A 12,224-nucleotide genomic window follows, 5' to 3' on the forward strand; every position below is an offset into this window, starting at 1 on the left:
CGTGGCTAGAGCTTACAGCTAAGGTCGATGGCCGCCGCCCGCGCCTGAATGGAACGCCGCGGCGGTGGAGTCTGGTATTTGCTGGCAATGGCATTGATGGCCTGATCCGGGCTCATCAGCTCGTCGGCAAAGCCGGCGGCAATGGCTTCGGATGCACTCATCAGGCTGGCCTGGGTGTCGATCACCGCCTGCACCTTGAGCCCCCGGTATTCGGCCACCGACTCGGTAAAGAGCTGATAGGCCTCGTCCAGGCGCTGGTTGATGGCCACCGTGGCGCCCTCGGTCAGCGGTTCGTGGGGGCTGCCGTCATTCTTACGCTCGCCCCGGAAAAAGGTGGTGAAGGTCAGACCCACTTCCTGCTCCCAGCGGGACAGCTCCATATGCTCCAGCAGTACGCCGATGGAGCCCACACCGGATGTGGTGCTGACCACGATGCGGCTGCAGGCGGCGGCCACAAAGTAACAGGCCGAGTAGGCGTAGAAGTTAACGATGGCGGTGATCGGCTTTTGCTGCCGGGCCTGGTAGATGTAGTCCGCCAGCTCCTTACAGCCCACCGCCATGCCGCCGCCCGAGTTCAGGTCGAGCACAATTTCCTCAACCAGGTCATGGGTCAGTGCCATGGCGATGTTGCGGCGGATCAATTCGTAGCTCATCAGCTCGGTACAGGCCTGAGTGATGTGGCCCCGACGGGCCACCAAGAGGCCATGCACCTTGACCACCGCAATTTTGCCGACGATGTGCATGCCGTCGAATTGCTCCACCCGGCCCTGACCACTGCTGGCCTGAACTTCAGGGGCGGCGGAGGCAAATGTCTGAGGCAGCTCAAGGGTGGAAGAACGCCCCATCAGCCGGGGCACCAGCACCGATTTGACCGCGTCCAGCGCAGTGCGTGTCGCGTAAAGCGGCACGTCGAACACCTGGGCGGCGACGTGCGGATAGTTGATCAGTTGCGGCATAAAATGGCCTCGATGTCTTTCATCTGTTGGGGGGTGGCATTCATCGACTGCTGGATCTGTTTGGAATCCACCATGTTAAGCGGGGTCAGGTATTTATCCCCGCCGGCGATGGGCGGCAGGTTCTCCAGCCGGCGAATGTCGTTGACCGACAGCCAGCCCCACTGTCGGCCGAGGGCATAGGCCTCGTACCTGCTCTTTTGGTCGCCGCGCAGCAGTCCGGACACATTGAACTCGATATAAAACCGGCTCCGCTCCGAGCGCAGCAGCAGATCGCGCATCATCGCCGCTTCGATACGCTTGAGCCAGGGCAGCAGGGTGTAGATAACGAACTGCAGGCCCTGGTGCTCGATGTTGTTGAAGCTGGCCTTGTCCAACTGCTGGATCATGTGCGGCGGCACCTTGTAGAGCCGGCAGATCTCGGTGATGGAGAAGTTGCGACTCTGCAGCAGCTGGGCCTTTTCGTTGTCCATGGCCAGTTGCTTGTAGGTCATGCCCTCCTGCAGCAGTGCCACGGAAAACGCATTGCGCATGCCGCTGTGCCGTTCCTGCCATTTGGAAAGCAAAGCATCCACCGCCGCCTGGGTATTGATAGCCCCCGACTCCATGGGTCGCTCGATCACACCACTCATGGTGGTGCCATTGGCAAACACCTGGGCGGCGTGGCCTTCGGTGGCCTGACTAAGGCCGATGACATCGGCGTTGGTCTGGATCGGCGACAGTCCTACATAACCATCCAGGGAGAAGCCGCGCACATGATGCACCAGACGCGCCGGCAGTATCTCGTTGGCGTCGGTCAGGTGGTAGTAGGGCAAGGCGTCCGGTCCCTTCAGAACCGTCACCTTGTCCGGGTTGATGGGGATCAGCTCGGTCACATAGCCGGCACCGTCCCGCTCGATCAGGCTGTAGTGGTTGCCGCGAATGCCTAGGCACCCCTGGGTTTGTTCGTAATATTCAAAGGCTGTGTCCTTGCGGTTGGGCAGGTTATGCACCACATCGTACAGCGGGTGATCCGTGGCCCTTTTACGCTCGCCCTGGTCCGACCGTTCATATAGCTCACAGGGAAGCTGGGCCACCGACTCGGCCAACAGGGTTACGCAGGCACGCACCGCGCTGGAGGCCAGTGCCGACTCGGGGGTAATGTGAATGCCGGCCGCCGTGGTACGCCCGGACATGGAGCTTATCCAGCGGCTCCAGTCGCTATTGGTACCACCACTGCTGGTGCCCTTGAACATCTGGGGGATAAACATCAGTCACCCCCTTTGGCAGGGACCGCTGATGCCATGGACTTGGCCATCAGCCAGGACCAGAACACCGCAAGGCTACCACCGACGATAAAGCCGGCCGCCGGGGTCAGCAGCCAGGCGCCAAAAGCAATGGCAGCAGCACCGGCAAGGCCGACAAGGAACACGATTAATTGCATCAACATAACACGTCCGATTCGTCGTAAATGGAGGATGCCCCTTCGCCTCCGCCCACGATCAGGCGGCTCATGGCGGTAAACAGGCCCACCGGGCCGTCAATCTTGGCCTCAGAAGTTGCCTTACGGGGAAAGTAGTTGCCGTTGTTGTCGACCTTGCACACCACGTTGGCCATCATCCAGTTCATCACCGGGTTGTGGTCGTGGCGTATGCGTTGCCCCTTCACCAGGCCTTCGGTCTCTTTCATGGCCTCACTCAGGTTCTTGACCGTTTGCGGCACCTCCACCACCGGCATCCCTTCGCCCATCAGGGCCAGGGCAAACTGGGTGGCGCTCCAGGGGTCGTGACCAACTTCTCGCAGCGACTCGCCGGCTACCCATTCGATCAGCTCTTCCTTGATCTGCAGATGGTCGATCACTTCGCCGTCGGTTAGCTCCAGATAACCCGCATCCGCCCACTTGCGGTACAGCTCGGCGATGTGCTTGGGTGCCGACTCGATGCGGCCTTCCGGCAGCCAGAAACGGCTGGCCACCTGCACCGAACCATCGGGCTCCTGCCATACCTTGATGGCAGCCGCCACGTCGATCTTGTTCGAGAGGTCGATGCCCACCCACAGCGGCAGCCGCTGCAACTGCTCTGGCGGGTCGATACGACTGGCGGCGAGCCAGCGGGCCATGTCCATCCAGCTCGATTCCGACTGCACCCAGATGTTGAGGTGCTTGGTCAGGAAGTTGGTGCGGGCTGCCACCTGCGCCCTGGCCTTTTTGGCCAGGCGGCGCATGTCGTCCCAGCGCTTGCAGATGCCCAGGCCCGGGTTGGCCTTGGGCCAGTTAGTTTCATCCCAGGGATCGTCGCCTTCGTCCAGGGTGAAGATAATGGCAAAAAAGCTGTCGTCTTCGACCACACCGGACAGCACCTTGGTGCTGTAGTCGCGGATCTCATAGCAAATCCCCTCCCGGTTAAAGCCTGCGGTGGTTATGCCCAGGATCAGCGGCTGGGTACGGGCGCCGGTGGCGGTTTCCAGCACATCCCACACATCGCGGGTGCGGTGTGCGTGCAGTTCGTCGACGATGCCACAATGGATGTTGAGGCCGTCCAGGTTGTTGGCGTCGCTGGACAGCGGTTCAAACTTGGAGGCGGTCTGCTCCTGGTGGATGTTCAGCTTGTTGAAGCCGAACAGCCGCTTCAGCAGCTTGCTTTTCTTGATCATGTTCTTGGCGTCTTCGAACACGATCCGCGCCTGGTCCCGGGTGGTGGCTGCCGAGTAGACCTCGGCGCCACCCTCGGCATCGGCCCCGGTCATGTAAAGGCCGACGCCGGAGCTCAAGGTCGATTTGGCGTTTTTCCGCGCCACCTCGTTATAGGCGGTACGAAAGCGGCGCACCATCACTGCATCGCCGTCGTCATCCAGCACCGCTTCGCCGGTCATCTCATCGATCAGGACGATAACGAAGCCGAACAGGTTGATCAGAATGAAGGTGTGCCAATCCATCAAGTCAATGGGCTGGCCGGTGAGTCGCCCTTTTACATGGGGCACAAATTGATAGAAGTCGAGGGCGTGCTGTGCGCGCCCCTCGTCGAAGTAAACACCCCGTTCGGGGCCTTGCTCCAGGTCAGTCAGGAAGCGCTGGCACGCCAGTATGGTCCATTTGCAAGCGATGATATCGCCGGCAACCACGCGCTCGGCGTAGCGGACACCGTCCTGAACTGTGGCCATTCATTATTTTCGCTTGCTCAAGAAGTCTTCCAATGGGTCTTTTTCCTGCTCACCGCCGGCAGCCACTTTGCTGCGGCTGGCCGGGGTCATGCCAAATTCAGCCATCATGGCTCGCAACCGCTTCCAGGCATCCGATTTCATGGCGGCGGCCGGGTGCGCTTTCAGCAGCGTGTCGCCGGCCATGGAAGTGGTGGTGTAGGTGTAGCCTTCAGAATCCAGAGTCTTGCAGTGCTCCCGGTACTCGGCGTAAACCTCGACCAGCAGCTCCAGCGCCTTGGCATCCAACAGCGTCAGCACGCCGATGTTGTCGAGATCGGCAGCCAGTTTCTTGAACCAGTATTTACCGGTCTTGCTCAGATGCTTTGGCGTGTTGGGTACCCCTTTATCGGGGGTTGGTTCGTCCTTGTTGAGAGCGCGTTTTGATGGGTTCCCCTTCACCAAGCGCAGATGTGACGGGGTCGGCGGTGGTCCTGGCATGTTCCAAACCCTCCTTTGAAGATCCCGAAAAAAAGTTTTCTAACCTGCGGCGATGCGAAAAGAGTTGGGCGGCGGTCCCGGTTGGGCAAAGGCTGAGAGGATTTATACCCCCCTACCCCCTTAGCCGCTGATGGGCCTCTACCCCAGTCGCTCACGGGATGTCTTGCTGCGGTGGCATGGCCAACACAGGCTTTGCAAATTGAAGTCATCATCGGTGCCGCCTCGCGCCTTGGGCACGATGTGGTCGACGGTCTTGGCTGCAACCGCTCGCCCCTGCCGCAGGCATTCTTGGCACAGGTGGCGGTCACGCTGCAGGATCCGCCGCCGGATCTTATCCCAGTCGGTACCGTAACCACGTTCGTGACGACTTCGGCCAGCCTGATGGGCTCCCCATCCGGCCAGTGACTGGTGCTGGTCACAGTAGCCATGACCGTGCACCGTTGTATTAGGGCAACCGCGCTTGCGACAGGCCTTGGGAATTCTCGGCGGCATTAGTTCCCTCACTCATTGCCTTCAATATCTCCTGACAGGCCGCCAGCTTGGCGATGTCTGCCGTTATTCCGTATCGGAGACGGTAATAAGCGCGTCGAGCGCCTGGAGCGAGTTCGACGGCTTCTCCATCACCCATGCCGGTATCACCGGGGGCGCCGGGCACTGCAGGGCAATGGATGGGTCGCTTGGCGAGGATGTGCAGCCGGCGAGCGCCACTGTCCACAGCATCACGCAGCCGATCAACATTGGCTTTAGCATCATTCAGTTCCTGTGTGTAGTGGGCATCGATGGCCGCCACCTGCTGCTGCAGACTCTCGGCCTTACGAGTGGCCTGCTCCAGCTCGGCGGCGTTGATCTCGACCATCATGCGCAGTTGCTCGGCATGATCGCGTTGCACGGCAGTCAGCTCGGCATGGTAGTAGGTGGCCGTGGTAAACCACGCCAGGTACGCCGCAGCAAAGATGGCCAGGCCGTAGGAAAACAGACGGGTCATCATGCCTCATCCTCCGACACTCGGCCGTCGCTGGTCAGCAGTGGCAGCTGATAGCGGTGGCTGGCCGGGTTGGATTTGATGGGCCTGCCGTTCTGCATCTTGCTCGGCCAGTAGTAACCGGTCACGCGACTGCGGGCAAAGGGGCGAATGTTCACCTCGTTGCCCTGATTGCCGCCCAGCACCATGATGTTGCCGTGCTTGTCCTGCCCCACCACAAAGCCGACATGGCCGCCACCGGTGCGCGTGAAGGTGACCAGGCAGCCATAGGCCGGTTCGAACAGCTCGGTCATGGTGTGACCACTCCACTCGCTGGCCCGGTACCACTCCCGCACCACATAGCGCTGCATGGTGCCCAGCACATAGCCGACGAACAGCCCGCACCAGGCCACGTCATCATTACGCCACCAGGCTTTGGCCTCGCCATTGAACGCGCCCATGCTGTCGAGCATGTGGATCAGCAGCGGGTTGTGTTCGGTCGGGCTGGTATTCTCGCGCAAGCCCAGATAACTACGGGCGCGGTCAATCCAGGGCAGCTCGGTCTGTGTCGTCATGGTTGCGGCTCTCCTGCCGGCGCCAGTGCTCGGCCATCTGGTGATAGTGATAGGCGGTGTCGCCATCTCTGGCGTAGCGGCTCATTTGCTCACACCTGTGGGACGGGCTGGGAATGTCGGTCATTGCCCACCCTCCCGGTTGCCAGCCCCCGGAAAGCGCTTGCGGCCCATATCTTCAATCAGGTACAGGGCCCGGCCACCCATGTGACCGGCAATGGCCACGGCCACGGCGGTGATGTAGTAGCTGAACTCCATCTCGGCGCACAGGTAGGCAGTAAGCAGGCCGGCCAGAGCGGAGATGGTCCACTCGCCGGTAAGCTCGGCGACCGAAAAGCTGATCGCCTTGTCGCGCCGGATGCGGCTGATGTAGTTGGCGGTCCCACCCCAGATGGCCAGCAGGATGAACCAGAGATAACCCCACACAGGCGTGTCTTCCTCCGCCAGCCGTTGCAGCAGCGTGATTTTGTCGTCGGGCATAGTCGGCTCGCGGATAAAAACCCGCACGATTTGAGCATGTCAGCGACATTGATGTCGTCGACATAGGCTTGGCGGGTGCATTGAAATAAAAAGCCCCGCTCGATGGCGGGGCTTCAGTAGGTTATTTGCAGTTGGTATTTATGTTCCAGCCGACCTCGCTCTTGTTCGAGTTCGGTTTTCTCGATGCGCCTTATCCGTAAGGCTCGCCCGGCAAGACTGCCCATATCGACGGATACGCGCTCTTTCAGCAAAAAGTCATGGAGCTCTCGGTGAGGGCGGGATTGCAGCTCACCGCTGAAGAACTGATCCAGTATCCGATAAACGCCCACCTCGAAGGCGGGGTCAATCCAGGCGGCATACTTGTACGCAAGGTACTTGCAGCCCCAGGTGCCCGACTCACTACCACCCTTGGTAATTCTCAAAGGCGGATTTTCGCCTTTGGTCAACTCATCAACAAAAGCGACCGTTCTGTCGTTTTTAAGGAAGTATTTGGGGCGGTCTTTATTCTTGCCGCCGGCAGCCTTCCACATATCGGTCAGGGATACCATGCCGTCTTCGGCCACTTTTACCTTTTGGTTACACAGGATCAATTCTTTCATGCACTTCTCCATGAAATTCGCTTCAGTAAGGTGCGCCCCCGGGGCAGTGAAGCAGCTGCCTGTTCGGTGATCGGCCTAGAGGGCGCATAAACAGAAAAACCCGCACAGGGCGGGCTATATAAATCGCAGGAGGGGGAGGAGTGGAGAGCGGCTCCACCTTTTCGGCTGTACGGGCCTATCCTGCAGAAACGAAAAAACCCCGACCGGTGAAGGTCAGGGCTTTGAATGACTGGGACGTGTGGGCAACTGCATACAGGCATTTACCCCACTATGGGCGAAACTTTACGCCATTCTCTGCCACTGTTCAAGTGCACAGGATGTGTTTTTACACAGTTATTTACCGCCACGTGATACCAGCCACCCTGATCACATGGCGGAATTGTCCAGGCCGTAGAGCCGTGGCGTGTTTACTATCGGGTAATGAAGGCATGGTGACTCCCAAGAAAAGCCGTTAAACGGATTGATTCTTGAGAGAGGGAGCAACAGGACTCCCGTTTATCTTAACTCAGGGGCGGGCACTGGTTCACGGAAAGGCCGGAATGGGATCAGCGGCGGCGCAGTCCCAGGCGGGTGGCCCTGATCTGAATGCTGCGCTCGGTGCGGCCCAGCGCCTCGGCGCAACCAACCGCCCCCAGGCGGGCATAGTGCTCAAGCAGGAATTGATCCTGCTCGGCAGTCCAGCGGGGACGTTTATCGGCCTTGCCCATCAGCCCTAGTTCTATCAGTTTGTTCCTGACGCTGTTGGCGTCTCGATCCAGTGCTCGACCTATTTCCGCCACGGTTTTTCCATTCCCGTACAGCGTCGTCATGGTGTTTATTTCATCGTCGGTGTAGCGCCGCCACTGCTGCTGGAAGGTGTAGCCCATTTTAAATATCTGCGCCCGTGTGGCACTGAGCGACCGACCCAGCGCCTGGGCCGCCTCGGCGTAGGAACTGCCCGCCTCCAGCATCTGTTTGAGTTTGGCGTCATCGGCGTCTGTCCAGGGTTGGTGCTGTCCCTGTTTTCGGCTTCCTCTTTTCAGCCCCAGGATGGTCACCCGGGTGATCATGGCGCTGTAGGTGCGATCCAGTTGCTGCGCTACCCAGGCCGTGCCGTGCTGGTTGATGTGCGCGGCAATAAACTCATCCTCCTGCTGCGTCCAGCGCCGAATTTTTATCGGTTGTTTCAGTCCAGCCAGCTCCACCAGAGCCACCAGCTCAGCCCTGGTTACGCCGAGCCGGCGGGCCGTCCAGTCTGGTCCCTGAATGGAATAATTTTCCTTGAGAAACGCCAGTTGTTCCTGAGTGATGGTCCCGGCCTGTAATGCGCGGTACTCACGCTGGTACTGACGGGCTCGGTCGGCGGCGCGGCCATCGGCACGCTTGGCCCCCGGCGGCAGTTGCGGGTGTTCGATGCGTTTGGCGATCTCGCCCTGCTCGGCCAGATCGTAATCCCGACGCTGACCACGTCCGGCGGTGCGGGCCTGCTCCACGGCAGTGGGCAGGTGGTCATGGGTGAGCGTGCCATTGGCGATCATGCGGTTGAGTTTGTCACGCTGGGCCTGACGGTAACCCAGTCCCGCCAATGGGGTGCCGGTGGGCAGGTTGTGCCGTTCTCGGTAGTCTTCGGCGCTGAGTTGGTGCGCCCGCTTGAGGTGCACCGGCAAAAACTGGTAACGCCGGCCGCATTCCAGGCATTCGATCTTATCGTGATTGAGGTAATCGGCCACGTCCGCCTTGCTGGTGATGTTAGTCACAGGCGGCGTCCAGTGTTTTCAGCACCCAGGCCGACAGCTTCATGCCCTCGCGCTTAGCTTGTTTGACGAACTGCGCCTTGAGCTGACTGTTGAGTCGGACCTGCAACTGGCTGTCGGCGGGCAGCACGCCCTGGGCGTGCAGATTGCCGAGGTTGCCGTGAAAGCCGCGCGGCGGCTTGCCTTTAAATCCGTCGCGGTAGCCGTCGCCCAGTTCCTGGCGGTGGCCATCGAGGGCCAGCCACTGTTGGTGCTCGGCCTCGGTGCCGAACTGTTCGCCGTGGTAATGGCGGCGCAGGCCGCGCTGGTAGCCTGCCGCGTAGTCGCCCCCGATGGTTTTGGCGGCGGCCAGGTAGGTGTTGAATTTGCTTTCGTTCACAGCCCAACCTCCTCGTAATCTTCATAGTGTGATGCAATGTGACCAGCTACAGATACATCCTCATCAATGAAAACTGAGCCGTTAGAAAGGCTTTCTTCAATGGCTTCTTCCGCTTCCATTTGACCTTTTACAAACTCTGCATCAGCACAGAAGCCTGTTTCATCAACGTCCACTTCGATGATTACAAACATGGGAGAATTATTAGCTCCGTACTCCTCAGCAGTCTTTTTTGACGGCGTGAGATACACAGGGGCAGAAAGAAAACCATCACTGATAATAGACTGATAATTTTCAACTGAGGTGCTGTGGTACATCTTCATGGCTGACTCCTTAATTCCCGGTTCCGCCGGGGCGGTGAGTGGCTCTGTGCTCAACTCATGGTTCAAATATAATGTCCGCCAATTTGATTGTCAATACAAACAAATAATCTTTATTTTCCGGGGTCACAGAAAATGTTGGTCACGCCGCCTCCCTCGTCAACCTCGAATAGCCCCGCTCGGCGCGATCCTCCTGCGTATAGCACCAGGCCAGCAGCTGGTCATAGAGCCCCTGCCACTGACGGTAGAACGTCCGCTCACTCAGGGCGGGTGCCAGTGCCGCCACGGCGCGGTATACCCGGCTGGCGGGAACCGGCTTGAGGCCAGTGCCGCGACAGCGGGAACAGGGCTTGGTAGGAGCATCCACCGGCTTACTGGCCAGAACTATTAACTCAACCAGCCTTTCCTCATCGGCAACCGTTCCACGACCGCCACAACGACACTTTGCCCCAGGCGTGTCGGCGGTACGGCTGAACTCGGCCACGGCGAGACGGGCCAGACCCTGGGCGATGATCACTTGTGTTTTGCCCCGCTCCTTCACCGGCAGCTTGCCGGCCAGTTGCACGGCCACTTTGGCGCAGGCCTCCACGGCGCGGCGGGTTTCGCCCTTGTCCTTGGTGTACTTGGCGTAAATCAGTGCCAGGCCTGCCCGCTCCTGCCCCTGCAGCACCCCCAGCGCGGTGAGCACGTCGGTGCGGGTGAATGCTGTTCGGCTGCTGCCGGACATTTGCTGGGCAACGGCGTCAACCGAACGCGGCTCGTTCAGCGTTATTGCGTATTGTAATTTCATGCGCCACTTCCCCTGTTAAGCTATGTTTTTTAGTTACTGCTGGCCGCCCTGGTGTTGCTGGAGCAGCTTCAGCTTATTTTTGTATTCGGCCTCAATGGCCTGGTAATCCTCTTTCCGGTAGCGCTTGGGCTCCTGAGGCCCTTCCAGCCACTCCACCCATGCCAGGCCTATCTTGTCGATCAACGACACCCGGTACGCCACCAGGTTGCCCGACAGGTGATTGTTGCAGGGGGCACACTGCTTGTGGCAGTTGGCCTCTTCAAAGCGCAGCTCCGGCGCCGCCCCGGTGGTACGGAAATGCCCTGCGTGATACTGACCGTCGTGGTGCCGACCACAGCTGATACATGGTTCCACTGCGTCCCGCTCGCGGATATAAGCGTTAAAAGCCGCCTGAGCCCGCTTCATCCAGTAGCCGATCGGCTTCACGTCCATCTTGCGCTGCCGGTGCATCCGGGCATGATCCCGCGCCCGCTCGGTGCGCACCTTACCCTGGGCAAAATCGGCGGCGTGGGCCACCGAGCAGAACCAGCCACCTGGCGTTTTGATGCCGGCCGGCGCCGGATGGTATTCCCGGCAGTGTTTGCAGCGTCGTTTGCTGTTCGCCATCAGAAAAACTCCATCAGTCGGTTCCAGATCGCCTCGCTGTCACAACCCTTGAATATGTGCGCAATGGCTGCCCCGATCATGGCCTTGTAGCAGCGCTCGAATTCCTCATCGTCCATCGCGCCATAGCTCAGGCTCCTGGCCTCAACACGCACCCGGCCGTCGATGGTGTAACTGACCTCCCGAAAGCCGGCCAGCACCGTCAGGTGCCGGCGGAAGGTGTCGAACTGGGTGGACTCGTCGGCAAACTCCATCCCCGCCTGATCTGCACACCAGTGCTGGAAACAAAACTGAAAAAACGCGAACATCTTTCGGTGAAAGCGCGGGTTACGGGTCGCCTTCAGCTCAATGGTGTACTGGCCGCCGTTGGCAAAGCGGCGCATCCGTTCTGCCTCGCTGTCACACGCCGGGATCAGCGTGCCGCCCGGTGCCTTGATGACCTCTACGCGCATCGCCCCTCCCGGTAGTGGTTCAGCCAAAACCTATCCCGTTTTTGTTTTGCCGCAGGCATTCCGTGGAGCGCCTGTTCTACCGCGCCTCGCTGGATTTCCCGCTTCCTGAGCCGCCACAGCTGATAGCTGGCCCACTTGCTCAGCTCGAGGTCGCAAAACTCCTCAGTGGGCCGTCCCTGCGCAGCTGCACTGGTATTGTGTTGGGAGTTCATCGGGTTGCCGCTCTCGGCCAGAGCTCACGAAAGCGCACCGCTTTGGCCAGCGCGGGTTCATCACTGGCCCAGCGCACCGTGGGGACAGTGATCCCGCCGTTCAGATCTTCCCGGGCCGACTTGCGTCCGGTGTTAGCCCGCTTGGGTGTCTTGCGAGCGAAGCGCCGCGCCCGGGGCACAAAGTTCTGATGGATCTCCCCCACTTCCACCAGTTGAGATCGCACCCTGCGTGCCATGTGCTTGGAGCAACCGGTAGCCAATGCCAATGCATTGGCAGACAGTTGGGGGTTGCGCCGCAGATGCTCGGCAACCTGCTCTTCGGTGGGCCGGGTTCCCGGGTCAACCGGGGTGATGACGGTCAGGAGTCGGCGGTAATCACTGTCGGATACGGTCAGCGACCACACCGCTGATGATTCCAGTTCGCTCAGTACCGACGATGCACGGGCAAAGCTGACGTCCAGCAGCCCAGCGATACCAATGTGGGTTAATGGTCCACCGCCGGCCTGAAAATGAGCGTGCAGCAGTTGTCCGTAATTTGGTTTGGTCATGAATCCCCCT

19 protein-coding genes are annotated in these 12,224 nt (G+C 59.9%); 1 reads left to right on the plus strand and 18 read right to left on the minus strand.

All coding sequences use genetic code 11. The annotated features are described in order from the left end of the window. Positions 1-5: 5 nt before the first annotated feature. The 6 genes from ACLEIV_RS01245 to ACLEIV_RS01270 form a co-directional block, all read right to left on the minus strand. A complete protein-coding gene (locus ACLEIV_RS01245; RefSeq protein ID WP_410454848.1) occupies positions 6-956 on the minus strand; it encodes a S49 family peptidase in 951 nt (316 codons plus the stop codon). After that, positions 944-2,203: a phage portal protein gene (locus tag ACLEIV_RS01250; RefSeq protein ID WP_410454849.1), complete on the minus strand. Its 1,260-nt coding sequence runs from the start codon at positions 2,201-2,203 to the stop codon at positions 944-946. Before ACLEIV_RS01250 ends, ACLEIV_RS01245 begins: the two co-directional genes overlap by 13 nt. After that, positions 2,203-2,382, minus strand: coding sequence for a hypothetical protein (locus ACLEIV_RS01255; RefSeq protein WP_410454850.1), 180 nt, complete (start codon positions 2,380-2,382; stop codon positions 2,203-2,205). The genes ACLEIV_RS01250 and ACLEIV_RS01255 overlap by 1 nt, the downstream gene beginning before the upstream one ends. Beyond that, positions 2,376-4,091: a terminase large subunit gene (locus ACLEIV_RS01260; protein WP_410454851.1), complete on the minus strand. Its 1,716-nt coding sequence runs from the start codon at positions 4,089-4,091 to the stop codon at positions 2,376-2,378. The genes ACLEIV_RS01255 and ACLEIV_RS01260 overlap by 7 nt, the downstream gene beginning before the upstream one ends. A 3-nt stretch (positions 4,092-4,094) precedes the next feature. After that, on the minus strand, positions 4,095-4,568 hold the full coding sequence (locus ACLEIV_RS01265; RefSeq protein ID WP_410454852.1) for a phage terminase small subunit P27 family: 474 nt from the start codon (positions 4,566-4,568) through the stop codon (positions 4,095-4,097). A 138-nt stretch (positions 4,569-4,706) separates the two neighbouring features. Next, the gene (locus ACLEIV_RS01270; RefSeq protein WP_410455085.1) at positions 4,707-4,805 is read right to left on the minus strand and encodes an HNH endonuclease; all 99 of its coding nucleotides are present in this window, start codon (positions 4,803-4,805) and stop codon (positions 4,707-4,709) included. Here ACLEIV_RS01270 and ACLEIV_RS01275 point away from each other — a divergent pair. Further along, positions 4,761-4,973, plus strand: a complete 213-nt coding sequence (locus tag ACLEIV_RS01275; RefSeq protein ID WP_410455096.1) for a hypothetical protein — start codon at positions 4,761-4,763, stop codon at positions 4,971-4,973. The genes ACLEIV_RS01270 and ACLEIV_RS01275 overlap by 45 nt on opposite strands. Before the next feature lie 40 nt (positions 4,974-5,013). On the opposite strand, the gene ACLEIV_RS01280 is transcribed toward ACLEIV_RS01275, so the two are convergent. The 12 genes from ACLEIV_RS01280 to ACLEIV_RS01335 all read right to left on the minus strand — a co-directional run bounded on the left by ACLEIV_RS01280 (position 5,014) and on the right by ACLEIV_RS01335 (position 12,214). After that, positions 5,014-5,556 carry a lysis system i-spanin subunit Rz gene (locus ACLEIV_RS01280; RefSeq protein ID WP_410454853.1) on the minus strand — a complete coding sequence of 181 codons (543 nt, stop codon included), beginning with the start codon at positions 5,554-5,556 and terminating at the stop codon, positions 5,014-5,016. Beyond that, positions 5,553-6,104, minus strand: coding sequence for a TIGR02594 family protein (locus ACLEIV_RS01285; protein ID WP_410454854.1), 552 nt, complete (start codon positions 6,102-6,104; stop codon positions 5,553-5,555). The genes ACLEIV_RS01280 and ACLEIV_RS01285 overlap by 4 nt, the downstream gene beginning before the upstream one ends. Further along, positions 6,073-6,228 carry a hypothetical protein gene (locus ACLEIV_RS01290; RefSeq protein ID WP_410454855.1) on the minus strand — a complete coding sequence of 52 codons (156 nt, stop codon included), beginning with the start codon at positions 6,226-6,228 and terminating at the stop codon, positions 6,073-6,075. The genes ACLEIV_RS01285 and ACLEIV_RS01290 overlap by 32 nt, the downstream gene beginning before the upstream one ends. After that, positions 6,225-6,581, minus strand: a complete 357-nt coding sequence (locus tag ACLEIV_RS01295) for a phage holin family protein (RefSeq protein WP_410454856.1) — start codon at positions 6,579-6,581, stop codon at positions 6,225-6,227. Before ACLEIV_RS01295 ends, ACLEIV_RS01290 begins: the two co-directional genes overlap by 4 nt. 113 nt (positions 6,582-6,694) lie before the next feature. Continuing rightward, entirely contained in the window at positions 6,695-7,180 is a 486-nt protein-coding gene (locus ACLEIV_RS01300; protein WP_410454857.1) for a KilA-N domain-containing protein, read from the minus strand. Between the two features lie 545 nt (positions 7,181-7,725). Continuing rightward, positions 7,726-8,916, minus strand: coding sequence for a MucR family transcriptional regulator (locus tag ACLEIV_RS01305; RefSeq protein ID WP_410454858.1), 1,191 nt, complete (start codon positions 8,914-8,916; stop codon positions 7,726-7,728). Beyond that, complete coding sequence (locus ACLEIV_RS01310) at positions 8,909-9,292, minus strand: hypothetical protein (RefSeq protein WP_410454859.1); 384 nt, start codon at positions 9,290-9,292, stop codon at positions 8,909-8,911. The genes ACLEIV_RS01305 and ACLEIV_RS01310 overlap by 8 nt, the downstream gene beginning before the upstream one ends. Then, positions 9,289-9,612 (minus strand): hypothetical protein, encoded by a 324-nt coding sequence (locus ACLEIV_RS01315; protein WP_410454860.1) that lies wholly within the window; start codon positions 9,610-9,612, stop codon positions 9,289-9,291. Before ACLEIV_RS01315 ends, ACLEIV_RS01310 begins: the two co-directional genes overlap by 4 nt. A 139-nt stretch (positions 9,613-9,751) precedes the next feature. Beyond that, positions 9,752-10,399, minus strand: coding sequence for an antitermination protein Q (locus ACLEIV_RS01320; protein WP_410454861.1), 648 nt, complete (start codon positions 10,397-10,399; stop codon positions 9,752-9,754). Positions 10,400-10,432: 33 nt separating this feature from the next. Further along, positions 10,433-11,005 carry a recombination protein NinG gene (locus ACLEIV_RS01325; protein WP_410454862.1) on the minus strand — a complete coding sequence of 191 codons (573 nt, stop codon included), beginning with the start codon at positions 11,003-11,005 and terminating at the stop codon, positions 10,433-10,435. Further along, positions 11,005-11,454: a DUF1367 family protein gene (locus ACLEIV_RS01330; protein ID WP_410454863.1), complete on the minus strand. Its 450-nt coding sequence runs from the start codon at positions 11,452-11,454 to the stop codon at positions 11,005-11,007. The genes ACLEIV_RS01325 and ACLEIV_RS01330 overlap by 1 nt, the downstream gene beginning before the upstream one ends. A gap of 208 nt (positions 11,455-11,662) precedes the next feature. Beyond that, positions 11,663-12,214, minus strand: coding sequence for a Fic family protein (locus ACLEIV_RS01335; RefSeq protein ID WP_410454864.1), 552 nt, complete (start codon positions 12,212-12,214; stop codon positions 11,663-11,665). Between the last annotated feature and the right edge of the window lie 10 nt (positions 12,215-12,224).

The organism is Oceanisphaera submarina, assembly GCF_046521305.1.
Classification (GTDB): Bacteria; Pseudomonadota; Gammaproteobacteria; order Enterobacterales; family Aeromonadaceae; genus Oceanimonas; species Oceanimonas submarina.

Bases quoted from the DNA above. Each gene is read 5' to 3' on its own strand.
- ACLEIV_RS01245 (WP_410454848.1), bottom strand. From the start codon at position 956: ATGCCGCAACTGATCAACTATCCGCACGTCGCCGCCCAGGTGTTCGAC.
- ACLEIV_RS01250 (WP_410454849.1), bottom strand. From the start codon at position 2,203: ATGTTTATCCCCCAGATGTTCAAGGGCACCAGCAGTGGTGGTACCAAT.
- ACLEIV_RS01255 (WP_410454850.1), bottom strand. From the start codon at position 2,382: ATGTTGATGCAATTAATCGTGTTCCTTGTCGGCCTTGCCGGTGCTGCT.
- ACLEIV_RS01260 (WP_410454851.1), bottom strand. From the start codon at position 4,091: ATGGCCACAGTTCAGGACGGTGTCCGCTACGCCGAGCGCGTGGTTGCC.
- ACLEIV_RS01265 (WP_410454852.1), bottom strand. From the start codon at position 4,568: ATGCCAGGACCACCGCCGACCCCGTCACATCTGCGCTTGGTGAAGGGG.
- ACLEIV_RS01280 (WP_410454853.1), bottom strand. From the start codon at position 5,556: ATGATGACCCGTCTGTTTTCCTACGGCCTGGCCATCTTTGCTGCGGCG.
- ACLEIV_RS01285 (WP_410454854.1), bottom strand. From the start codon at position 6,104: ATGACGACACAGACCGAGCTGCCCTGGATTGACCGCGCCCGTAGTTAT.
- ACLEIV_RS01290 (WP_410454855.1), bottom strand. From the start codon at position 6,228: ATGACCGACATTCCCAGCCCGTCCCACAGGTGTGAGCAAATGAGCCGC.
- ACLEIV_RS01295 (WP_410454856.1), bottom strand. From the start codon at position 6,581: ATGCCCGACGACAAAATCACGCTGCTGCAACGGCTGGCGGAGGAAGAC.
- ACLEIV_RS01300 (WP_410454857.1), bottom strand. From the start codon at position 7,180: ATGAAAGAATTGATCCTGTGTAACCAAAAGGTAAAAGTGGCCGAAGAC.
- ACLEIV_RS01315 (WP_410454860.1), bottom strand. From the start codon at position 9,612: ATGAAGATGTACCACAGCACCTCAGTTGAAAATTATCAGTCTATTATC.
- ACLEIV_RS01320 (WP_410454861.1), bottom strand. From the start codon at position 10,399: ATGAAATTACAATACGCAATAACGCTGAACGAGCCGCGTTCGGTTGAC.
- ACLEIV_RS01325 (WP_410454862.1), bottom strand. From the start codon at position 11,005: ATGGCGAACAGCAAACGACGCTGCAAACACTGCCGGGAATACCATCCG.
- ACLEIV_RS01330 (WP_410454863.1), bottom strand. From the start codon at position 11,454: ATGCGCGTAGAGGTCATCAAGGCACCGGGCGGCACGCTGATCCCGGCG.
- ACLEIV_RS01335 (WP_410454864.1), bottom strand. From the start codon at position 12,214: ATGACCAAACCAAATTACGGACAACTGCTGCACGCTCATTTTCAGGCC.